Origin of the sequence: Pseudomonas syringae (assembly GCF_000737245.1) — a bacterium.
GTDB classification, from domain to species: Bacteria; Pseudomonadota; Gammaproteobacteria; order Pseudomonadales; family Pseudomonadaceae; genus Aquipseudomonas; species Aquipseudomonas syringae_J.
This window is the reverse complement of sequence record NZ_JPQU01000078.1, coordinates 126,855-149,335: the sequence shown is the minus strand read 5'-3', so window position 1 is coordinate 149,335 and position 22,481 is coordinate 126,855. Positions and strand designations below refer to the sequence as shown.

At 57.7% G+C, this 22,481-nt stretch carries 14 protein-coding genes and 2 tRNA genes; 11 read left to right on the top strand and 5 right to left on the bottom strand.

The genetic code is table 11. From position 1 onward, the window contains the following. Positions 1-238 precede the first annotated feature (238 nt). The 3 genes from IV01_RS02930 (at position 239) to IV01_RS02940 (ending at position 4,964) form a co-directional block, all read left to right on the top strand. Positions 239-1,426, top strand: coding sequence for an ATP phosphoribosyltransferase regulatory subunit (locus tag IV01_RS02930; protein WP_032631224.1), 1,188 nt, complete (start codon positions 239-241; stop codon positions 1,424-1,426). A gap of 54 nt (positions 1,427-1,480) precedes the next feature. After that, positions 1,481-2,773: an adenylosuccinate synthase gene (locus IV01_RS02935; RefSeq protein WP_032631222.1), complete on the top strand. Its 1,293-nt coding sequence runs from the start codon at positions 1,481-1,483 to the stop codon at positions 2,771-2,773. Positions 2,774-3,029: 256 nt separating this feature from the next. Beyond that, complete coding sequence (locus IV01_RS02940) at positions 3,030-4,964, top strand: methyl-accepting chemotaxis protein (protein WP_032631221.1); 1,935 nt, start codon at positions 3,030-3,032, stop codon at positions 4,962-4,964. Between the two features lie 186 nt (positions 4,965-5,150). Here the strand turns inward: IV01_RS02940 and IV01_RS02945 are convergent. Then, positions 5,151-5,237, bottom strand: a tRNA-Leu gene (locus tag IV01_RS02945). Between the two features lie 200 nt (positions 5,238-5,437). After that, positions 5,438-5,524: transfer RNA gene (locus IV01_RS02950), tRNA-Leu, on the bottom strand. Positions 5,525-5,747: 223 nt separating this feature from the next. Between IV01_RS02950 and rnr the strand changes: the two genes are divergently transcribed. From rnr to dnaB, 7 genes are all read left to right on the top strand, one after another. Continuing rightward, a complete protein-coding gene (gene rnr / locus IV01_RS02955) occupies positions 5,748-8,372 on the top strand; it encodes a ribonuclease R (protein ID WP_032631220.1) in 2,625 nt (874 codons plus the stop codon). Beyond that, positions 8,369-9,133 carry a 23S rRNA (guanosine(2251)-2'-O)-methyltransferase RlmB gene (gene rlmB / locus IV01_RS02960; protein WP_032631219.1) on the top strand — a complete coding sequence of 255 codons (765 nt, stop codon included), beginning with the start codon at positions 8,369-8,371 and terminating at the stop codon, positions 9,131-9,133. The genes rnr and rlmB overlap by 4 nt, the downstream gene beginning before the upstream one ends. A gap of 194 nt (positions 9,134-9,327) precedes the next feature. After that, positions 9,328-9,753: a 30S ribosomal protein S6 gene (gene rpsF, locus IV01_RS02965; RefSeq protein WP_027900435.1), complete on the top strand. Its 426-nt coding sequence runs from the start codon at positions 9,328-9,330 to the stop codon at positions 9,751-9,753. A gap of 28 nt (positions 9,754-9,781) precedes the next feature. Further along, positions 9,782-10,012, top strand: a complete 231-nt coding sequence (gene rpsR / locus IV01_RS02970; RefSeq protein WP_003171373.1) for a 30S ribosomal protein S18 — start codon at positions 9,782-9,784, stop codon at positions 10,010-10,012. 36 nt (positions 10,013-10,048) lie between these two features. After that, positions 10,049-10,945, top strand: a complete 897-nt coding sequence (locus tag IV01_RS02975; protein ID WP_032631217.1) for a hypothetical protein — start codon at positions 10,049-10,051, stop codon at positions 10,943-10,945. A gap of 19 nt (positions 10,946-10,964) precedes the next feature. Beyond that, positions 10,965-11,411 carry a 50S ribosomal protein L9 gene (gene rplI / locus IV01_RS02980; RefSeq protein WP_020293665.1) on the top strand — a complete coding sequence of 149 codons (447 nt, stop codon included), beginning with the start codon at positions 10,965-10,967 and terminating at the stop codon, positions 11,409-11,411. A gap of 138 nt (positions 11,412-11,549) precedes the next feature. After that, positions 11,550-12,944: a replicative DNA helicase gene (gene dnaB / locus IV01_RS02985; protein WP_032631215.1), complete on the top strand. Its 1,395-nt coding sequence runs from the start codon at positions 11,550-11,552 to the stop codon at positions 12,942-12,944. Positions 12,945-12,953: 9 nt separating this feature from the next. On the opposite strand, the gene IV01_RS02990 is transcribed toward dnaB, so the two are convergent. Continuing rightward, positions 12,954-17,504 (bottom strand): hypothetical protein, encoded by a 4,551-nt coding sequence (locus IV01_RS02990; protein ID WP_154232272.1) that lies wholly within the window; start codon positions 17,502-17,504, stop codon positions 12,954-12,956. 248 nt (positions 17,505-17,752) lie between these two features. On the opposite strand from IV01_RS02990, the gene IV01_RS02995 reads away from it, so the two are divergent. Next, positions 17,753-20,053: a YgiQ family radical SAM protein gene (locus tag IV01_RS02995; RefSeq protein WP_032631212.1), complete on the top strand. Its 2,301-nt coding sequence runs from the start codon at positions 17,753-17,755 to the stop codon at positions 20,051-20,053. 33 nt (positions 20,054-20,086) lie between these two features. Here the strand turns inward: IV01_RS02995 and IV01_RS03000 are convergent, their stop codons facing one another. Next, the gene (locus IV01_RS03000; RefSeq protein ID WP_032631211.1) at positions 20,087-21,427 is read right to left on the bottom strand and encodes an endonuclease/exonuclease/phosphatase family protein; all 1,341 of its coding nucleotides are present in this window, start codon (positions 21,425-21,427) and stop codon (positions 20,087-20,089) included. 66 nt (positions 21,428-21,493) lie between these two features. Then, positions 21,494-22,429 (bottom strand): hypothetical protein, encoded by a 936-nt coding sequence (locus tag IV01_RS03005; protein WP_032631210.1) that lies wholly within the window; start codon positions 22,427-22,429, stop codon positions 21,494-21,496. Between the last annotated feature and the right edge of the window lie 52 nt (positions 22,430-22,481).

Sequence of the window (22,481 nt, the reverse complement as noted above, 5' to 3'; positions counted from 1 at the left end):
CGGTAAAACGTGTGTATGATGCGGCAGCCGGGAAATTCCCGGCTTTTTTGCGTCTGCACGATTGATTGGCCGTAGCCTGCACAGGCGTAGCGGCAAGATTTTTCGAGGACAGTGGTCCACAAGGCCATTCTCGGGCGCTCGCCGTGCCCGCAAGAATGAGCGCATGGCAGTGACCACTGTCTGCTTTACTCAAGGCTCGCCTCATGGCTGGCCGCCCGGATCATAGGGGAAAGGCGTAATGGCAACGGTTGACCGCTGGCTGCTACCAGATGGCATCGAAGAAGTACTGCCACCGGAAGCGGCGCGCATTGAAGTAGCGCGCCGTCAGGTGTTGGATCTGTTCCAGAGCTGGGGCTATGAGTTCGTAGTCACGCCTCATATCGAATATCTTGAATCCCTGCTCACCGGTGCGGGTTCGGATCTGGATCTGCGCACGTTCAAAGTAATCGACCCGCAATCCGGTCGGCAGATGGGCTTTCGGGCTGACATAACCCCGCAAGTGGCGCGTATTGATGCGCATACCCTGCGTCGCGAAGGTCCGAGCCGCCTGTGCTATGCCGGCAGCGTGCTGCATGCGCAGCCCCGTGCCTTGTCGTCCTCGCGCAGCCCGATCCAGTTGGGCGCCGAGTTGTACGGCGATGCCAGTCCGAGCAGTGACGTCGAAGTCATCAGCCTGATGCTGGCGACACTGCAACTTGCTGATGTGCCTGAAGTGCACATGGACCTTGGGCATGTAGGCATCTATCGCGGTCTGGCGCGTGCCGCCGGGCTGTCCGGTGAAGTGGAGCAGCAGCTGTTCGACGCTCTGCAGCGCAAGGCTATCGATGAAGTGATCGAGCTGACCGCCAACCTGCCTGCCGATCTGGCCGCCATGCTGCGTGCGCTGGTGGATCTGTGCGGTGGCCGCGAAGTACTGGCTGCGGCTCGCGATCGTCTGGCCGGGGCGCCTGCGCCAGTGCTGGCGGCGCTGGACGACCTGTTGACTGTCGCCGAGCGTCTGGCAGCCCGTTTCCCTGAGCTACCGTTGTATTTCGACCTCGGTGAGCTGCGTGGTTATCACTACCACACGGGTGTGGTGTTCGCGGTGTTCGTGCCGGGCATGGGTCAATCCATTGCTCAGGGCGGTCGCTACGATGACATCGGTGCAGATTTTGGTCGGGCTCGCCCGGCTACTGGTTTCTCTACGGACCTGAAAACCCTGGTGACCCTGGGGAATGCGGAAATCGAACTGCCGTCTGGTGGTATCTGGATGCCGGACAGCACGGATGCGGCACTCTGGCAGCAGGTTTGCCAGTTGCGCAGCGAAGGCCAGCGTGTTGTGCAGGCGTTGCCTGGGCAGCAAGTGGGCGCAGCGCGTGAGGCCGATTGTGATCGGCAAATGATTCAGCATGGCGAGCGTTGGCAGGTAGTGCCGCTGGCTTCTTGAGTTTTCCTGTCGGCCGCCGCCGACACAAAGTTTGCGTGAATGAGGACAAGTGTTATGGGTAAGAATGTCGTAGTCCTGGGCACCCAATGGGGTGATGAGGGCAAAGGCAAGATCGTTGATCTGCTGACCGAACATGCTACCGCCGTAGTTCGTTACCAGGGTGGCCACAACGCTGGCCACACGCTGGTGATCGATGGCGAAAAAACCGTATTGCATCTGATTCCGTCCGGGGTGCTGCGCGAAGGTGTCCAGTGCCTGATCGGTAACGGTGTAGTGGTTGCGCCTGACGCTCTCATGCGCGAAATCATCAAGCTGGAAGAGAAAGGCATTCCAGTGCGCGAGCGTCTGCGCATCAGCCCTTCCTGTCCGCTGATCCTGTCGTATCACGTTGCGCTGGATCAGGCCCGTGAAAAAGCCCGTGGCGAGCACAAGATCGGCACGACCGGTCGTGGCATCGGCCCTGCTTACGAAGACAAGGTTGCCCGTCGCGGCCTGCGCATCGGTGATCTGTTCCACCGTGAGCGTTTCGCCGCCAAGCTGGGCGAGTTGCTGGATTACCACAACTTTGTACTGGTCAATTACTACAAAGAGCCAGCTATCGACTTCCAGAAAACTCTTGATGAGTGCATGGAATACGCCGAGCTGCTCAAGCCGATGATGCTCGACGTCACTGCTGCGCTGCATGACATGCGTCGCGCAGGCAAAGACATCATGTTCGAAGGCGCGCAAGGTTCGCTGCTGGACATCGACCACGGCACCTACCCGTACGTCACCAGCTCCAACACCACGGCGGGCGGTATCGCTACTGGTTCTGGCATGGGCCCGATGTACCTGGATTACATCCTGGGTATCACCAAGGCTTACACCACTCGCGTTGGCTCGGGTCCGTTCCCGACTGAGCTGTTCGACGATATCGGTGCATTCCTGGCCAAGCGTGGGCACGAATTCGGTGCAACCACCGGTCGCGCTCGTCGTTGCGGCTGGTTCGACGCCGTCATCCTGCGCCGGGCTATCGAAATCAACAGCATCTCGGGCATCTGCCTGACCAAGCTGGACGTGCTCGACGGTCTCGAAACCATCAATATCTGCGTGGGCTACGAGAACGAAGACGGCGCAGTGATCGATGCGCCAACCGACGCTGACAGCTACATCGGCCTCAAGCCAGTGTACGAAGAAGTGCCGGGCTGGTCCGAGTCGACCCTGGGTGCAAAGACCCTGGAAGAGCTGCCAGCTAACGCTCGCGCGTACATCAAGCGTCTGGAAGAGTTGGTCGGTGCACCGATCGACATTATTTCGACGGGGCCGGACCGCAACGAAACCATCGTGTTGCGTCACCCATTTGCCTGATAAGTCGTTGAAATAACAAGAAGGGTCGCGCAAGCGGCCCTTTTTGCTTTCTGTGGTACCGGCTTTAGCCGGGAAGGCGGCATTTCAGTCGACGAACAGGTAGTGAATGTACTGACGCCTTCCCGGCTAAAGCCGGTCCCACGAGGGATAACTAATACCCAGCCAGCTAATCCTTGGAGCGGCACGGCGATTGCTGTATTAAGTGTCAGAAAAGGTGCCATCATTTTAATGGCGCCAGTGGTGGAGGGATTCCCCCGTGTCAGCTGTCCTTTCTCTTTTGCGCAGCCGCTTGCTGCGGCCCGTGTTCATTGCTCTGGGTATCGCTCTTTTGGTGCAGGTGCTGGTTGCCGTCGCTCTGACCCGGAGCACCGTTACTGCACTGGAAGCCGATCTGGCTGCGCGTCTGGGTGTAGATTCGCAACACTTGTCATCCGAGCTGGAGCAGGCAAGTCGAGAAGTAACCACCAGCCTCGACAATCTAGCGAGCAGCACCCGTCAGCGTCTGAGTGTTGGCTTGTCGACACGTTTGAAGGATGAGCAAGGGCAGCTGCGCGTCACCCTGGAAAAAGATCTCAAGGACTCAGCCACCGACATGGCTGAGCTGCTGGCCGCTGTCGCCCCGCGTGCAATGTGGGATAACGACACGCCGACGCTGTCTGAATTCGCGCGCCGCGCTCAGCGCAATCCCAACGTGTTATTCGTGATCTATGACGACGCTGCCGGCGAGCATTTGACTCGCTATCTGAATCGCGAAAACCCGCTGATCCAGGCATTGCTGGCCAAAGGCGAGGGCGATCGGGCCATGGACAAGGTCCTGAATGCCGCGAAAAACGATCCGTCGGTTTATTACGTCGAGGCCTCCATCAGCCCTAACGGTGTAGAAATCGGCCGGGTGCGCATGGGGGTTTCCACGGCGACAGTCGAGGAGAACCTCGTTGCTCTGGACAAGCGCTTCGCGACTCTGATCACCAGTGGCGAGCAATTGGTCTCTGACAGTCTGGTCGGCGCGGCGAAGGACAGTTCTGCCGCCCTGCGTACTCGTCTGGATTCCGCGCAAACTGCGGCGTCCGCCATGGCAGCTAATACCAGCAGCGCAGTGCAGGAAGCCGCGCAGACGCTGCGCTGGCGCATCGGCATGGGCCTGGCGCTGGTTGGGCTGGGTGTGCTGTTGGTGCTTGCGATTGTCTTGGGGCGTCGTGTCGTCAGCAAGTTGAAGCTGCTGATCGCTGCGTTGGATGATCTGGCTGCAGGCGAGGGTGATTTGACCAAGCGCGTCGCACTCGACAGCAATGACGAAATTGGCGACATGGCTGCAGCGGTGAACCGTTTTGTCGCCAAGTTGCAGCCGATTGTGCGCGAGGCCGGGGATGTGGCTCAGCGCACCGGTGTGGAGATCAATGCCATGAGCCTGCGTAATGCCGGAGCCGGTGCAGCCGCGGAGTTGCAGCGCGACGAAGTGGCTGCAAGTCTGCAAGCCTTGGCGCAGATGGCGGACGAGGCCCAGTCGGAAAGCCATGCGATGCAGGCTGCTTTGAAGCAAGTGGTGGATATTCGCCAGGCGACTGACGAAAACACCCGCACTTCAAATCAGGTGGGCGGTTTGATCGAAGCGCTGGCGGGGCAAGTCGAAACCGGTTCCAAAGTCATCGAACGGCTGGCCCAGCAAAGCGAGCAGATTGAAGTGGTGCTGGAAGTGATTCATGGCATCGCCGAGCAGACCAACCTGCTGGCCCTGAACGCTGCCATCGAAGCGGCGCGCGCCGGGGAAACGGGGCGTGGTTTCGCGGTGGTCGCCGACGAAGTGCGGGCGTTGGCAAGCAAGACGCAAAGCTCTACCGGTGACATTCAGGCGCATATCGGCGCGTTGCAGACCGGGGCCAAAGAGGCGGTTGCAGCCATTGGTCTAGCCGGGCGTCAAGCCAATGAAGGCCTGGCCGTGCTGCGCAATAGCGTGAAACTGCAGCAGTCGGTCCAGGAGTCAGTCGAGCAGGTGCATGCGGCGATTGGTCTGGCGACCAACGCAGCGGTGCATCAGGCGCAGGGCGCGCAAGCGGTGAGAGGGCGCGTGGAAGTGATTCACGCCCAGGCGCAGCGTGCGGCGCAGGTGGTGGAAGAAACCACTGCCAGCGGCAAACTGCTGGATGGGCTGGCAGCGCAGTTGAAGGCGAGTCTGGGGCAGTTCAGGGCGTAAGACGATCGCGCGCGTTGTAGGAGTCTGATGTGGGAGGGGTGCTTGCCCGCGATAAGGGGAACTCGGTCTGTCTTGATACCGCGTCGCTCTTATCGCGAGCAAGCACCGCTCCCACAGGGGTTATCTATTGCAGAACCAAACCCCAGAAAGCACAAAACCGAGCACAAGGCTCGGTTTTGTTTGAATTGGTGCCCAGAAGAAGACTCGAACTTCCACGACCTTGCGGTCACCAGCACCTGAAGCTGGCGTGTCTACCAATTTCACCATCTGGGCAGCATCAGCAGCGTTGCACGCCGTTGATGGAGCGCACTATACGGAGCGGGTTTTGATCTGTAAACCCCTGTTTTGGTTTTAATAAATCAAATCGCACGATCGCAAGCCTGCGGGCATAAAGGGGTGCCCTGAAATGCAAAAACCCGCTTTCGCGGGTTTTTGTGAGATTCAGGAGATTGATGTAATCTCCAGCTCTAAATTGGTGCCCAGAAGAAGACTCGAACTTCCACGACCTTGCGGTCACCAGCACCTGAAGCTGGCGTGTCTACCAATTTCACCATCTGGGCAGTATCGGTAAGCTGTGCCTGCCGATGGCGCGCACTATACGGAGCGCTTTTTGAGCTGTAAACCCCCAGAGGGAAAAATTAATCAGAAAATATCATTAGCGGCATTTATTGAGGATTTCCGCGCCTTCCAGCGGCCTTTTGCGCCCTGAGTGTGTCTGAAATTTCCCGTTTCAATAGGTGTATGCCAAACTAACCCGCATATAGACAAGGTGAAAACTCTCTAATGGCCGATTGGCAGTCCCTCGATCCCGAGGCCGCTCGTGAAGCGGAAAAATATGAAAACCCTATTCCCAGCCGTGAATTGATTCTGGCTCACCTGTCCGAGCGCGGCTCGCCGGCGGCCCGTGAGCAGTTGGTGGAAGAATTTGGCCTGACAACTGAAGATCAGATCGAAGCCCTGCGCCGCCGTTTGCGAGCCATGGAGCGCGATGCTCAGTTGATCTACACGCGTCGCGGCACCTACGCACCGGTGGACAAGCTGGACCTGATCCTGGGGCGTATCTCCGGGCATCGCGACGGTTTCGGCTTTCTTGTCCCTGATGACGGTTCCGATGACCTGTTCATGAGCCCGGCGCAAATGCGTTTAGTGTTCGATGGTGACCGTGCCCTGGCCCGGGTTTCGGGGCTGGACCGTCGCGGTCGTCGCGAAGGTGTGATCGTCGAAGTTATTTCCCGCGCTCACGAAACGGTCGTTGGCCGTTACTTCGAAGAGAGCGGTATCGGTTTCGTCATCCCTGACAACCCGAAAATCCAGCAGGAAGTGCTGGTGACGCCGGGTCGCAACAACAACGCGAAGATCGGTCAGTTCGTCGAGGTGAAAATCACCCATTGGCCAACGCCGCGCTTCCAGCCTCAGGGCGATATCGTCGAAGTCGTGGGCAACTACATGGCTCCAGGCATGGAAATCGACGTCGCGCTGCGCACTTACGATATTCCTCACGTCTGGCCTGAAGCGGTGCTCAAGGAAGCGGCCAAGCTCAAGCCGGAAGTTGAAGAGAAAGACAAAGAACACCGCGTCGACCTGCGTCATTTGCCTTTCGTGACCATCGACGGTGAAGACGCTCGCGACTTTGACGATGCGGTTTACTGCGAAGCAAAACCGGGCAAGCTGCGTCTGTTTTCCGGTGGCTGGAAGCTGTACGTCGCCATCGCCGACGTGTCGAGCTACGTGAAGATCGGATCGGCGCTGGATGCAGAATCCCAGGTGCGCGGCAACTCGGTGTACTTCCCTGAGCGCGTCGTGCCGATGCTGCCTGAGCAGCTGTCCAACGGCCTGTGCTCGCTGAATCCGCACGTTGATCGTCTGGCCATGGTTTGCGAGATGACCATCTCCAAGACCGGCGAAATGACTGACTACGTGTTTTACGAAGCCGTCATCCACTCCCACGCTCGCCTGACCTACAACAAGGTCAGCTCGATGCTGGAGCAGCCGAAAACCACCGAAGCCCGCCAGCTGCGTGGCGAGTATCCAGACGTACTGCCGCACTTAAAGCAGCTCTACGCGCTGTACAAGGTGTTGCTGGGTGCGCGTCATGTTCGGGGTGCGATTGATTTCGAAACTCAGGAAACCCGGATCATCTTCGGTACTGAGCGCAAGATTGCCGAAATTCGTCCGACCACCCGTAACGACGCCCACAAGCTGATCGAAGAGTGCATGCTGGCAGCCAACGTGGCCACCGCTGAATTCCTCAAGAAGCACGAAATTCCTGCGTTGTACCGCGTGCACGATGGCCCGCCACCAGAGCGTCTGGAAAAACTCCGGGCATTCCTTGGTGAGCTGGGTCTTTCCTTGCACAAAGGCAAAGACGGTCCATCGCCGAAGGATTATCAGGCGTTGCTGGAAACCGTTCGCGGTCGTCCGGACTATCACCTGATCCAGACCGTGATGTTGCGTTCGTTGAGTCAGGCGGTGTACAGCTCTGACAACAACGGCCACTTCGGTCTGAATTACGAGGCTTACACGCACTTCACCTCGCCAATTCGTCGTTACCCTGACTTGCTGACGCATCGGGCGATCCGTAGCGTTATCCGCTCCAAGCAGGACACGCCGCACGTTCGTCGTGCTGGCGGTACGATCATTCCGAAAGCGCGCATCTATCCTTACGACGAAGCAGCACTGGAACAGTTGGGTGAGCAGTGCTCGATGAGCGAGCGCCGCGCCGACGAAGCGACACGTGACGTTGTGAACTGGCTCAAGTGCGAGTTCATGAAAGACCGCGTAGGCGAGTCGTTCCCGGGTGTGATCACGGCTGTAACCGGCTTTGGCCTGTTCGTTGAGCTGACTGATATCTACATCGAAGGTCTGGTGCACGTGACTGCGTTGCCGGGCGATTACTATCACTTCGACCCTGTGCATCACCGTCTTGCTGGCGAGCGCACCGGTCGCAGTTTCCGTCTGGGCGACACCGTTGAAGTGCGCGTTATGCGTGTTGACCTCGACGAGCGCAAGATCGACTTCGAAATGGCCGAAAAGACCATCAGCGCGCCGATTGGTCGCAAGCGTCGTGGTGCCGAGCCTGAACCTGCTGCTGAAAAAGCCGCTGCTCCAGGTCGTGCCCCGAGCAAGCGTCCGGCCAAGGCGAAAGCTGAAACCGAAGCCTATCGTCCGAGCGATGCTGCTGCAAAAAATGCCGAAGTGCGTAAAAGTCGCGAGTTGAAACAGGCTCTGCTGGCAGAAGCGAAGGGTGGTAGCAAGGCATCGTCGGGAAAGCCGAGTAGGGCAGAGTCCGGCCCGTCATCTTCGGGTAAGCCTGCCAAACCAAGCAAACACCGTAAAGGCCCGCCAAAAGCGGGTTCTGCCCCGGCCGCCAAAAGCGGCGGAGCACGTAAACCTAAGGCCAAGTCATGAGTCAGTTGGAAAAAATCTACGGCGTTCATGCCGTAGAAGCGCTGTTGCGTCACCACCCCAAACGGGTCAAGCAAGTCTGGCTGGCCGAGGGTCGTAACGATCCTCGCGTTCAAGTGCTGGTAGAGCTGGCCAACCAGAATCGCGTCTCGGTCGGTCAGGCCGAGCGACGTGAAATGGACGTCTGGGTCGAGGGTGTGCATCAGGGCGTGGTCGCTGAAGTCAGTCCGAGTCAGGTCTGGGGTGAGGCGATGCTCGATGAGCTGCTTGATCGCACCGAGGGCGCGCCACTGATTCTGGTACTCGATGGCATCACCGATCCGCATAACCTGGGTGCCTGTTTGCGTACTGCAGACGCGGCGGGTGCTCTGGCGGTTCTGGTGCCTAAAGACAAATCGGCTACTTTGACGCCAGCTGTGCGCAAAGTGGCGTGCGGCGCGGCAGAAGTCATTCCGTTGGTCGCCGTGACGAACCTTGCCCGGACTCTGGAAAAACTCCAGCAGCGCGGCCTGTGGGTCGTCGGTACGGCAGGGGAGGCTGAGCAGGAGTTGTATCAGCAGGATCTGACCGGCCCCACCATTCTGGTCATGGGTGCCGAGGGCAAGGGCATGCGTCGCCTGACCCGTGAGCATTGCGATTACCTGGTCCGCCTGCCAATGGCGGGCAGCGTCAGCAGTCTGAACGTTTCCGTGGCGACAGGCGTGTGCCTGTTTGAAGCGATGCGTCAACGCAGTGTCAAAAAAGCAGCCGCTTCGCGGAAGTAACAAGCGGCAAGCTGCAAGCTAAACAAGCTCGACTTGTAGCTTAAAGCTTGCAGCTTACAGCTGCCTTCCCTACAATTGCGCCCCTTGCTGTCACGGCAGGCGCGAATGTGCCTGTCCCTGAGCAAGACTCACAGTGTCATTCACTCCTTGTCTGACCGCTTTTGGCGGCAGGCTACAACCCGTAAGGAGCATTCATGCGTCATTACGAAATCATCTTTTTGGTCCACCCGGATCAAAGCGAGCAAGTCGGCGGCATGGTTGAGCGTTATACCAAGCTGATCGAAGAAGACGGCGGCAAAATCCACCGTCTGGAAGATTGGGGCCGTCGTCAACTGGCCTATGCAATCAACAATGTTCACAAGGCTCACTACGTGATGCTGAACGTTGAGTGCACTGGCAAGGCTCTGGCCGAGCTGGAAGACAACTTCCGTTACAACGATGCAGTGATCCGTAACCTGGTCATCCGTCGCGACGAAGCCGTAACCGGTCAGTCCGAGATGCTCAAGGCAGAAGAAAACCGCAGCGAGCGCCGTGAGCGTCGCGACCGTCCTGAGCACTCCGACAGCGCCGATGGCGTTGATGGTGATGACAGCGACAACAGCGATAACGCTGACGAGTAATCCACGGACCTTTTGAGGAGCCAATTACATGGCACGTTTCTTCCGTCGTCGTAAATTCTGCCGCTTCACAGCTGAAGAAGTGAAAGAGATCGATTACAAAGATCTCAACACTCTGAAAGCCTATGTATCCGAGACCGGCAAAATCGTTCCAAGCCGTATCACTGGTACCAAAGCACGTTATCAGCGTCAGCTGGCCACCGCTATCAAGCGCGCCCGCTTCCTGGCCCTGCTGGCCTACACCGACAGCCACGGCCGCTGAGACCGGGCAGTCGACAAGTAACAAGGGATAGTACGCATGCGCGCCATCGCTGAATTCATCATGCGCGGCCGCATGCAGGCCACTCTGGTAGTGGTCGGATGTGCGGCATTGCCGTTGTTGTTCTGGTTGAGTGCTGCTGCAGGTTGCCTGGTGCTCCTGCGGCGCGGGTTGAATGATGCTTTTGGCATTATTGCCTGGGCTCTGCTGCCAGCTTTGTTCTGGTGGTATTTCGGTGACCCACGCATCTTTATGGTGCTGGTCGGGTCGCTGGGGTTGGCGATGGTTTTACGCGCCAGCGAATCCTGGGTCCGCGTGCTGCTGGTCAGCGTGGCGCTGGGTCTGTTGTATGCAGTGGTTCTGGGCGCGGTTTTCCGCGAACCGATTGAGGCGATGTCGCAGGAGTTGCAGAAACACCTGCCGACAATGCTCGCCGGTCTCTACGATCAGATGTCCGTAGAAGAGCGAGCGCGCCTTGGAGCACTGATTGCACCGGTCCTGAATGGCCTGATAGCGGCCTTGCTGCAAATCGTCAGTGTATTGAGCCTGATTGTTGGGCGTTACTGGCAAGCGTTGTTGTACAACCCTGGAGGTTTCGGGCGTGAATTTCGCGCCGTGAGACTCCCGCTGGTACCGGCGTTGGTGCTGCTGGTGTGCATGCTTGTTGGGCCCAATTTTGGTCCTCACATGGCGATGCTGACACCGTTGTGCAGCGTACCGCTGGTATTCGCCGGGCTGGCCCTGATACATGGTTTGGTGGCTGAAAAGCGACTGGCCAAATTCTGGCTGGTGGGGATGTACATAACGCTGCTGGTGTTCATGCAGCTGATCTATCCGTTGCTGGCGTTGTTAGCCATTGTCGACAGCCTGATTGATTTTCGCGGTCGCCGTGCATCGAAAGATGCAGGTAATGGCCCTGCGAACGGTGAAGGTTAAAAGTTAAGAGGATTTTCACATGCAACTGATCCTTCTGGAAAAAGTCGCGAACCTGGGCAACCTGGGCGACAAAGTAAATGTTAAGGCCGGTTACGGTCGTAACTACCTGCTGCCATACGGCAAGGCTACCGCTGCGACCGCTGCTAACATTGCAGCGTTCGAAGAGCGTCGCGCCGAGCTGGAAAAACTGGCTGCAGACAAGAAAGCTTCTGCCGAAACTCGCGCTGCCCAACTGGCTGAGCTGGAAGTGACTATCACTGCCACCGCTGGTGACGAAGGCAAGCTGTTCGGTTCGATCGGCACCCACGACATCGCTGATGCACTGACCGCCTCTGGCGTTGAAGTTGCAAAAAGCGAAGTTCGTCTGCCGAACGGCACTATCCGCAACGTTGGCGAATTCGACGTAGCTGTGCACCTGCACAGCGACGTAGAAGCAACCGTACGCGTTGTTGTGGTGGCTGCTTAAGCAGTACTAATCGTCTGGCGGCTTGCTCGCCAGAGGATTAACATCGGGCACGACCTGTTCTTCAGGCCGTGCCCTTTGTCTTTCTGCGCCACGGGTTTTTTAAAACCCGATTTTCACAACCCCTGATTCTGAGTGGTCATGAACGATATCTCCGCCCCCGAGCAATATGATCTGCAAACTGCTGCCCTGAAGGTGCCGCCCCATTCCATCGAGGCCGAACAGGCAGTACTCGGCGGTCTGATGCTGGACAACAACGCCTGGGAACGCGTGCTCGATCAGGTGTCGGACGGTGATTTCTATCGACATGACCACCGCCTGATTTTCCGCGCCATCGCCCGTCTGGCTGACCAAAACCAGCCCATCGACGTAGTGACCCTGGCCGAGCAGCTGGAAAAGGAAGGTCAGACCTCGCAAGTCGGCGGTTTGGGCTACCTCAGCGAACTGGCGAAAAACATCCCTTCGGTCGCCAACATCAAGGCCTATGCGCAGATCGTTCGCGAACGCGCCACCTTGCGGCAGTTGATCAGCATCAGCACGGAAATCGCTGACAGCGCGTTTAACCCGGAAGGGCGCAACGCCGAAGAGATTCTCGACGAAGCCGAACGGCAGATTTTCCAGATCGCCGAAGCCCGTCCGAAGACCGGCGGTCCGGTCAGCGTGACTGACTTGCTGACCAAGGCCATCGACCGTATCGATACCTTGTTCAACACTGATAACGCGATTACCGGGCTCTCCACCGGTTATACCGACCTGGATGAGAAAACCAGCGGGCTACAACCGTCCGACTTGATCATCGTCGCTGGCCGTCCATCCATGGGTAAGACCACTTTCGCCATGAACCTGGTGGAGAACGCGGTTTTGCGCAGCGACAAGGCGGTTCTGGTTTACTCGCTGGAGATGCCAGGTGAATCGCTGATCATGCGTATGCTTTCATCCCTTGGCCGTATCGACCAGACCAAAGTCCGTGCCGGTCGACTGGAAGACGATGATTGGCCGCGCCTGACCTCGGCGGTCAATCTGCTCAACGAGCGCAAGCTGTTCATCGATGACACGGCTGGCATCAGCCCGTCGGAAATGCGTGCCCGGACCCGTCGTCTGGTACGTGAGCACGGCGACATCGCCCTGATCATGATCGACTACCTGCAGTTGATGCAGATCCCGGGTTCCGGCGGTGATAACCGGACCAACGAGATTTCCGAGATTTCCCGCTCGTTGAAAGCCCTGGCCAAGGAATTCAACTGCCCGGTTGTTGCCCTGTCCCAGCTCAACCGCTCCCTGGAGCAACGGCCTAACAAGCGGCCGATCAACTCCGACTTGCGAGAATCCGGAGCGATCGAGCAGGATGCTGACGTGATCATGTTCGTGTACCGGGATGAGGTGTACCACCCGGAGACCGAACACAAAGGCATCGCGGAAATCATCATCGGTAAGCAGCGTAACGGCCCTATCGGCACCACCCGGCTGGCGTTTATCGGTAAATACACCCGCTTTGAGAACCTCGCGCCGGGCAGTTACAACTTCGACGAAGACTAACGCCCTGCTTTAGACGAATCGATCGGACAGCAGAATGTCCAGCACCTGAGCTTTATCCAGCGTCCCCCGATGGATTTCATAACGGCGGCCAGCTTGAGCTTCCTGAATCTGCAATTGCGCGCCCTGGAATCTTTGCTCGGGGCGCTTCAAGTGCGCCGCGCTAAACGCTAACGCGTCGCTGGCACGTTCTGAGTAATGCAGGTGCGCGTAGGCCCAGACTTGATTGCGGTCCTTGATCTTCAGCTCATATTCGTCGATGTAGTCCCGGGGCGGCTGTTGCCGGTTGGATCCTGCGCGCTGAAGTGCGATACGTTCCTGTCGGGTTTTACGTACGCTCAGGTTGTTGCTGTCGGCCAGGCACTGCAGGTCATTGGCGACCGGCGCATTGTTGCTGATGATCAGATCAATGCGCAGCATCCTGCCCTTCTTCCTGAGGTACCGGGCTTTTTCGCGCAATTGGTTGCCCATCCCCATGGCTTGCTGGGTCTGTTGTGTATCGGCCAATTGCGGTGCTATCTCCTGAATTTCCTTGGCATGTTCTTCCAGGCGGTTGGCGTGGTATTCGAGCAGGCCTTCGGGCGCGGAAGGCGCTGAGCCTTTTTTGCGACCCAGGTAGTCGGCAACTGATTCACAGTGCGTCGCCTCTTTCAGCAGCTTTTGCGCGGCGGTGCCATAAGGTTCCCAGATAACAGGAGCTGCCTGGCTTACGCTGGGAGTCGGCATCGGGGTTGTTTGGTGCTCGACCCAGTACTGGCCGTCACTGGAGCGCAGATAAGTAGCCTTGCGCTGGCCGCGACTGTCGAGAATGTCCACGATGTTGGGGTTGTCGCTACGTGGCTTTCCACTGAGGACTGCGTTGTTCTGAGTGACTATCTCTACGCGATTTTTCGGCGTAGTCGGTGGCGGCGTGACGCTGTGCTTCGCCTTAGAGGGCGCACGTCCTTTGCCGGGGCTCGGTGGGCGACGGGTCTGCGGTTCCGGTGCGACAGGAAACTCATCGAGCTTGATCAGCAAACGGTCGATCTCGTCGTGAACCAATGCCTTGAAGCGATCAATCAGCGAGATGACGTTTGCATTGGCATCCTGCATGGGTTTGTACTTCAGGAAATAGATCGCGATATCCAGATCAGCGTCCGTGCTGGTGGATTTCATGGCCTCCAACTCCAGCGTACTGATGCCCTGATAGAGATCGGAAATACGGCTGTAGTTTTGGTCGATGTTTTCCAGGTCGACGATTGAGCGAATCAGGGTTTCACGCTTCAGCGGGATGCTCGGCGGCAGATCCTCAAAGTCGGTCGTTGCAGCCTTGCGATGACGCAAAACCTGAACATGCAGATTTTCGTGGGTCATTTTTTTGAGTTGGTAATAATCCCCACCTGCCAGCAGGAAGTAGGTGTTGGACGCATCCTTGTTGAAATGCGCTTCGAACTCTGACAAGACGTGCTGCAAGACAAGTTCGCTATCGATGTATTGCTGTCGTTCCGCCAGGGTCTTGTCTTTCATTGCCTTTAGACGATCAACCTTTGGGCCGCCGCCGCTTAACCCGGTGATCGCACCGGCCCACACCCCCTGAGCATCACGGGTTATGGCCTCGCTGCGGCCGCCTCGGCTTGAGACGTAGAGGTTGTCGGCGTCGCCAGCCACCGGGTCCCCGGGCCTGACGATGCGCATGACTTTGCGACCCGGGCTGGAAGCGTCACGATCATGCAACACCTGAAAGAAATCACCGTCGATGCACGCATACAGTTTGCCGTTATCGCGGTAAAGGCCGTCGCTGTCGGCTTTGGTGCTGCTGTAGTCGCTCACCAGTTGGAATGCTGCGAGGCGTTCAGTACTGAGGTCAAAGGTGGTAGGTATCGGCAGCAGGTCACCCAGCACGTCCGTGTTGAGTTGCGCCTGGCTCAGTATGGTCTTTGCCAGTTTGGGCCCGTCATGCAGCTGATATCTCATGTCGTCGCGCTGAGCGTCAGTCAGTGTGCGCAGCAGCGCCGTCATCAGCGGGTAGTCAGTGCTGCGAGGCTGCAGCATATCGGCGTTGGTCTGGTCGTACCCCGCATAACGCCCGTCGAGTCGGGCAAGAATAACGGCGTTGCTGGCGGACTCATTGCCGTAGGTGCCCAGCAGATTGTTGCTCTTGACGATATTGCCGTTGAAGTCCTGCGCACCTTGATAGACCTGTATGCATAAATCTGCCGGCCAGCCGGGCTGCACGCTGAGCAAATTGCAGGCAATGGCCTCTGCATCGGCCCCCATGCCGCGCCCGTTGGGATCGTTGAGGGTATTGAGTACCCGGATCAGTCGGCTTTGCAGCTCGGCCTTGTCGACGGCGGCCCGTTGCTCTGCGTCTAGCGCTGCATAGCGGTTGATGTTTCTCAGCGTCGGGTACTGGCGCACCAACTCCCGCGCTGCGGCTTCTGGCAGGTACTTGAAGCGCAGGCGCAGGGCCAATGTGGTCGAGCGGTTGTCCTGTTCTATGTGGTCGCGCCTTCCCTCTGTGCGCAGCTGTTGCAGGTCGCGCGTCGCGAATTCCAAGGCCCAGGGTATTGGGGCGTCGCCGTTCCAGGCGGCTTCCAGTTGTGGGCGCTCGACCTGTGTCAGCGTTTGCAGATACTGCACATCCTCACGGCTGAGCGCTGGTAAGTCCGGGCGCATCATGGTTTGCAGCAGTTCGGTACTGGTCAGATTGCTGACGTCTGCGGGTGCCAGCCGCCACTGATCGCGGCTTTGGTCATGGCGCACCAACGGCTGATATTGCTGCGGGTCAGGGTGTTTGAGTCGGTACTGCTTGAAGTCCGTGTCATAAACCAGCTCGCCGATCCTGACCTGTTCATCCACCTGAATCCGCGCGTAGATTTTACCGTCCGCCTCGAACAAGCCAGCGGTGTTGGCACTCAAGCCGTTCAGCAGTCGGGGATCGTGTTCTGTATAGGCGCGCAGGTCAGGTAGCCACAGACGACGGTCGCCATTGGGCATTTGCGCGGCACGTGGCTTGCTCAGGGAGGTGATCAAGTGCTGAGTGCGCTGCGCTGAAAGTTTTGCGCCAACCCCCTGGATGCGACTGCTGATGACCAGCTCCGCGATATCGCCAAGCGCCTGGACAAAGTCCGCAGACTGGCCACGGGCGAACGCTTCGCTGGCCGTGATCGCGTTGTAAGTCAGCGTTCCCAGGCTGGCGGTCATCATCAGACGGTTGAGCCCGGTCACACCGCCTGGAGCAGACAGGGTGAGCAGTTCGAGGATTTCGCTGCCGATGTGCAGCAAGGTCTTTTTGACTTGCTCCCAATCCTTGGTGGCCGTTGACGTTGCGATGCTATGCAGATCGTTGAAGAGGGTCAGGCTCTGGCGCATCTCCATGGCGGTCAGCAGCGAGTGCGACGAGGGTTTCGCCTGGCCGATCTCGGCGCGGATATAGAGGCGTTCAGTGGCCGGGCTGCGGCTGCTGAATGCGGTGTAGAGCTGTTTCGCCATCCAGTTCAGTTGGCTTTCATCGACAGTGGTGGTTTTGAGTTCGCTGAGCAACGCACCTTGATCGGTTAGCGACAGGGTGCGCAGCAGCCAGTCGATCCGGTTGGCCTTGGCATCTGTAGAAATCTGTTCCCGTAAAGAGGTAATGGCATCCGTCGCACTGCGGTGATAGCGCAGCGCGCCTTGCGGGCGATTCGGGAAATAACTGAACACGCCCGAGCCTTCAGGCAGCGAGAACACGCAGAAAGGCAAAGATACCGTGGTGGGCGTTGGTAATAACTGCCAGCCGAAATAGATATGGAAGAACTGCCAGTTGAGCGCGTTTTCTTTCGTCAGCGCTTCCATCAATCGTGGGCTCTGATCAAGACCCTCGCTGGACAGCCTGTTGCTGCGTATCGCTTCCAGCAAGTCCAGTTCGAAGCTGGCTTTGCGATGAGCAAAAATCAGCGGATTGAGGGTGGTCGCCAGATGACTGGCCAGAGCCTTGCGCAAGCGTGAGGCCAGATCGAACTCGCGAATGATGTCAATGCAGTGGGCTACCCCCAGGTTTTCGACGGTATGAGCGTCTGAGCCGTAGGCGGAGGTGTTGATCACGCTGGCGCGTTGAAAATCCAGGCCTGAATGCAGACGGCTGGAAAGATGAAAGGCGAAATTATCTTTCGCTGCCTGCCATAGCGTTGTGGACATAACGTGTTCACGCGGTGCGTTGCCGGCCAGAGCGCGCTTGGTGCGCGAGCTGAACAGAGTGCTCAGTAACTCGATAGGGTCTTTAGCGTCCTGGCGCTGCGGAAGTTCAAGCACGCGGGTGTGCAGCCAGGTGTTGTGCAGGTCCAGGGTCTGGCCGGTTCTCGCTCGAAACAGTTGAACCAGTGCGGGGTAAGCCTCCTCTTCAAAACTGCTTTTGAAGCCCTGGATGGCCTCGGCCAGATCCTGCCTTGCCAGGGGTTCTATCCGACAGAGTTTCAGATAACGCTGGCGCTGATCGTTGCTCAGGCTGGCAAGGGAGTCGCCAAGCTGACTCTCGATCAGATCCAGGGCCTGATAGGCGGACCAGGTTTCACTGGTCATGAGGGCGGTGTCTAGAGTGTATGTCATGGTGGCATTGCCTTTTCGGGGGGCGCCCCGCAGGTGGTTCGGGGCACAAAAAGGCAAGCTAACTGCACGGATATGCGGGTGCGGCGGTAGATAGTTATCGTTGTTGCTGCGACTTGTTGCACATGCATGCGAGCTGAAGATTAATCCGACCACTGTCGTCGGACTTGATCAAATTTTGTGCTATATTCCGCGGCCGCGATTTTCTGTAGAGAGACTCGCCTTCCTGAACACCAACGCCGGTCATCGACATGCAAGCAGCCAAGCCGTTATTTGACTATCCCAAGTACTGGGCCGAATGTTTCGGACCAGCGCCTTTCCTGCCCATGAGCCGGGAAGAAATGGATCAGCTTGGCTGGGATTCCTGCGACATCATCATCGTCACCGGCGATGCGTATGTGGATCACCCGTCGTTCGGCATGGCAATCATCGGCCGGCTGCTGGAGTCCCAGGGCTTCCGCGTCGGGATCATTGCCCAGCCGAACTGGCAGTCCAAAGACGACTTCATGAAGCTCGGCGAGCCGAACCTGTTCTTCGGTGTCGCTGCTGGCAACATGGACTCGATGATCAATCGCTACACCGCGGACAAGAAAATTCGTTCCGATGACGCTTACACGCCAGGCGGCATGGCCGGCAAGCGTCCGGATCGCGCCAGTCTGGTTTACAGTCAGCGCTGTAAAGAAGCCTACAAGCACGTGCCTATCGTGCTCGGTGGTATTGAGGCCTCGCTGCGCCGTATCGCCCATTACGATTACTGGCAGGACAAGGTTCGCAACTCGATCCTGATCGACGCCGCCGCCGACATTCTGCTCTACGGCAACGCCGAGCGTGCGATTGTCGAGGTCGCCCAGCGTCTGTCCTACGGTCACAAGATCGAAGACATCACCGATGTGCGCGGCACCGCGTTCATTCGCCGTGACACGCCTAAAGACTGGTACGAAGTGGATTCCACCCGTATCGACCGTCCGGGCAAGATCGACAAGATCATCAACCCGTACGTGAATACCCAGGATACCCAGGCCTGCGCCATCGAGCAGGAAAAGGGCCCTGTAGAAGATCCGAACGAGCCAAAGGTTGTGCAGATCCTGGCGAGCCCGCGCATGACCCGTGACAAAACGGTCATCCGGTTGCCGTCGGTTGAAAAAGTCCGTGGCGATGCAGTGCTCTATGCCCACGCCAACCGTGTATTGCACCTGGAAACCAACCCGGGTAACGCCCGTGCGCTGGTACAGAAGCATGGCGAAGTCGATGTCTGGTTCAACCCGCCACCGATTCCCATGACTACTGAAGAAATGGACTACGTGTTTGGCATGCCTTACGCACGAGTTCCGCACCCCGCGTATGGCAAGGAAAAGATCCCGGCCTACGACATGATCCGCTTCTCGGTGAACATCATGCGTGGCTGCTTCGGTGGCTGCACCTTCTGCTCGATCACCGAGCACGAAGGCCGGATCATTCAGAACCGTTCCGAAGAGTCGATCATTCGCGAGATCGAAGAGATCCGCGACAAGGTGCCAGGTTTTACCGGGGTGATTTCAGACCTCGGTGGCCCGACGGCGAACATGTACCGCATCGCCTGCAAGAGCCCGGAAATCGAATCCGCATGCCGCAAGCCGTCCTGCGTGTTCCCTGGCATCTGCCCGAACCTGAACACCGACCACTCGTCGCTGATCCAGCTGTATCGCAGCGCTCGTGCGTTGCCGGGTGTGAAGAAAATCCTGATCGCCTCAGGGCTGCGCTATGACCTCGCGGTCGAGTCGCCGGAATACGTCAAGGAGTTGGTCACCCACCATGTTGGTGGTTACCTGAAGATCGCCCCGGAACACACCGAGGAAGGTCCGCTCAACCAGATGATGAAACCGGGCATTGGCAGCTATGACAAGTTCAAGCGCATGTTCGAGAAGTACTCCAAGGAAGCGGGCAAAGAGCAGTACCTGATTCCTTACTTCATCGCGGCCCACCCAGGCACCACCGATGAAGACATGATGAACCTGGCGCTATGGCTCAAGGGCAACGGTTTCCGCGCCGATCAGGTGCAGGCGTTCTATCCGTCGCCGATGGCCACCGCTACGGCCATGTATCACTCGGGTAAAAACCCGCTGCGCAAGGTCACCTACAAGAGCGATGCGGTGACCATCGTGAAAAGCGAAGATCAGCGCCGTCTGCACAAGGCGTTTCTGCGTTACCACGACCCGAAAGGCTGGCCGATGCTGCGTGAAGCACTGACCCGCATGGGCCGTGCCGACCTGATCGGTTCGGGCAAGGATCAACTGATCCCGCTGCATCAGCCTGCCACCGACAGCTACCAGAGCGCGCGTCGCAAGAACTCGACGCCAGCCGGTAGCCATAAAGTGGCCAAAACCACGCTGATCCAGACTCAGCACACCGGCCTGCCACCGCGCGGCAGTGACGGCAGCAAGCCGTGGGACAAGCGCGAAGAAGCCAAGGCCGCCGCCATGGCCCGTAACAAGCAAGCGGCGAAAGAGCGTATGGACGCGGCAAAAGGCAAAGGCCCCAAGCCGCCGAAGCGTAAGCCTGTCGTTCCGCGTTAAGCCCTAAGGGGGAGTAATCCCCCTTAGTCTCCTTCAGGGGAAGCTGAACTGGTAGCTGACAGCCAGGTGATCTGAAGGTCCTAAGGTATCAACCCGTCCTCCCCGAGTAACTTCTGATGTGCCGTTGGTAACCGCATAATCCAGCATGTTCTGTGGGTCGGTGCTGGGATGGGTCGCCGCCTCGGCCATGACCAGCTGAGCGATATCTGGCGGGGATATCCAGTTCCCTCGTCGTGAGGGATACGCGCTGTTTGTTGTCCTCGGATCTCGGTTGAAATCTCCTGCAAGGACGTAAGGCGTCTCGGTGTGCCAGCTGATCTCCCTCAGCATGCGAGGAGCATTGGGTCCGCCTCCAGAGATGGCGTGAAAGTTGAGTACTGTGACCGTCTCTGCGGGAGGGTGCGGGGCAGGGCTCTGTCTGCGTATTTGTACCCCGAAGGCGGGACGGGTAACCGGGTCGCCATTACTGTCCGGCAATCCGTCTGACAGGATGACAACCTCGCGAACATCAATGTCCCTGCTGGCCGCTACCACGATCGCCAGATTGACCCGTAGCCGCTTCACATCCAGATAGAACACATGGTAATTCTCCGGGCGGCTGGTGGTTCCCGCCTCCCAGAGGAGTTGCGCCACTACATGAGTTGTCCCGAACTGATCCTGCACGTTCAAATAGCTGATAAGTCTTGCCGAAAGCGGGCTGACGCCTGCTTCCTGAATCAAGACCACATCATTGGCTCGCGCCAGTTCCAGAACTTTGGTTCGCCATTTGGTGTTGAACGTTTCTGACGTGCCCTGCATGTTCCAGGTTGCCACGCGGAACTGCTGGTGAGTGGGTGCTCGCAGCCTGCCCAGTTCGATGTGCTGTGTGGTGGCGTAGCGTCGAATCCGAGTGTGGTGGTAATCCCTGATCTCGCCCATCAGTCGGATGTGAACACTCCACGGTCCATAAGCCGCACCCACAATGATTTGCAGCATTCTCAATGGATTGCCATAGTCCAGCGTAAGTGGGCCCAGCGGGGATCTCAGGCCATTGAGGTTGAAAGCATAGTGAATACGGTAGAAGTTAAGCAGAACGGCGTAGCCGTCTGTGAGGGGACCCGCACGCAAATGCCTGATAAAAGTAGCGTCGTTATAGAGCCGACGAAACAGGAAAGTCATGTGTACAGCGAAGGCAGCTTGCTCGACCTCGTTATCGCTTCTCATACTTTGCGAAGATAAGAAGTAAGACAAGTAGGCGCTGGTATGTACAGCGTCAGCAGGTGCTGCGGCCAAAAGACTTACGATGTCGCTGATCACAACTTCAAGCTGTGTTTCGATATCGCCCGATAGAAGTTGATCTGCAATGTAGGTGCGTATGCGTTGATCGACCGGCATTGGGCGGCCTCCAGAGTTTAATGAGATAGGAAGTGGCTGATAAATGATCCGTCAGGCGAAAAGTTGTTACGGCGTTGGAGCGCTTTCCAGATAGGTAGCTACCAGCTTTCCGCCTTGGGTACTGAGCGCCGGAGATCCGCCTGCGCTCAGCCTCGTGCTGGCAACGACCGGGCTGAGCGCGTTGCCGTCATAACTGTATTGATACAGGGCGTTTGAAGTGGCTTTGGATAAGTTACAGAAAACCAGCTTCAACAGCCCGTTATGCACAGCGATACCAGGGGAGTGACCATAATCAGCACCAATGAAAGCAATGGGACTGGTCCAACACTCGCCATCACCTTTGAGCAGGAAGAAACCACCGTCTCGGTCCTTGTAGACGAGGTGAATCAAGCCCTGATAAGTGATCGCCACGGGGCTTAAATAGGTACTGACCGACTTGACGCCATCTTTCTTGACCAGCGCGGGCTTGCTCCAAAGTTCCATGTCAGTCGTGTGGGTGGAGTAAATATTGCTGCTGTCATGCAGTTTGTAAAACATATAGAGGATGTTATTGAGTTGCGCATAAGTCGCCGACTCCACGATATCCAATGCCCGCTCGTGCGCATGCACGAACGATGCGTGGCTTTCGTCCCAGGCGTGAAACTCAGTGGAGCCTAACTCGTTGGTGTAGATCAACCACAGCTTGTTATTGAAGGAGACGAGACTCGGAATGTTTTCATAGTCGGTGGTATTTACCGTGTAGTGTGAGTGCTCAGTGTCTGCGGGCTGCCCTTCAACAACGTAGTTGGTGTTGTTGGAGGCGGCACGCACCAACAGAGCTGGATCTCCCCATCGTCCTTCTTGAGGCTTCATTATGTAGGTGATTTTTCTGCCTTTGCCCAGATAGACGCAAAACAACGTTCCGTTATGCAATGCTGTACGGCAGCCATCCTCCGCCTCTGCTGTCAATGTGGAAAAACCTTGCATGATGCCGTGGATATTTTCGGTGGTATTGAGTTTCATGATGCCTGCTCTTTGAAGAAGGCAATCAATTAAGCAGTTTGGTTGGGGTGTT

What these genes read in the sequence shown, in the direction of transcription:
- IV01_RS02930 (WP_032631224.1), top strand. Translation starts at nt 239, where the DNA reads ATGGCAACGGTTGACCGCTGGCTGCTACCAGATGGCATCGAAGAAGTA.
- IV01_RS02935 (WP_032631222.1), top strand. Translation starts at nt 1,481, where the DNA reads ATGGGTAAGAATGTCGTAGTCCTGGGCACCCAATGGGGTGATGAGGGC.
- rnr (WP_032631220.1), top strand. Translation starts at nt 5,748, where the DNA reads ATGGCCGATTGGCAGTCCCTCGATCCCGAGGCCGCTCGTGAAGCGGAA.
- rlmB (WP_032631219.1), top strand. Translation starts at nt 8,369, where the DNA reads ATGAGTCAGTTGGAAAAAATCTACGGCGTTCATGCCGTAGAAGCGCTG.
- rpsF (WP_027900435.1), top strand. Translation starts at nt 9,328, where the DNA reads ATGCGTCATTACGAAATCATCTTTTTGGTCCACCCGGATCAAAGCGAG.
- rpsR (WP_003171373.1), top strand. Translation starts at nt 9,782, where the DNA reads ATGGCACGTTTCTTCCGTCGTCGTAAATTCTGCCGCTTCACAGCTGAA.
- IV01_RS02975 (WP_032631217.1), top strand. Translation starts at nt 10,049, where the DNA reads ATGCGCGCCATCGCTGAATTCATCATGCGCGGCCGCATGCAGGCCACT.
- rplI (WP_020293665.1), top strand. Translation starts at nt 10,965, where the DNA reads ATGCAACTGATCCTTCTGGAAAAAGTCGCGAACCTGGGCAACCTGGGC.
- dnaB (WP_032631215.1), top strand. Translation starts at nt 11,550, where the DNA reads ATGAACGATATCTCCGCCCCCGAGCAATATGATCTGCAAACTGCTGCC.
- IV01_RS02990 (WP_154232272.1), bottom strand. Translation starts at nt 17,504, where the DNA reads ATGACATACACTCTAGACACCGCCCTCATGACCAGTGAAACCTGGTCC.
- IV01_RS02995 (WP_032631212.1), top strand. Translation starts at nt 17,753, where the DNA reads ATGCAAGCAGCCAAGCCGTTATTTGACTATCCCAAGTACTGGGCCGAA.
- IV01_RS03000 (WP_032631211.1), bottom strand. Translation starts at nt 21,427, where the DNA reads ATGCCGGTCGATCAACGCATACGCACCTACATTGCAGATCAACTTCTA.
- IV01_RS03005 (WP_032631210.1), bottom strand. Translation starts at nt 22,429, where the DNA reads ATGAAACTCAATACCACCGAAAATATCCACGGCATCATGCAAGGTTTT.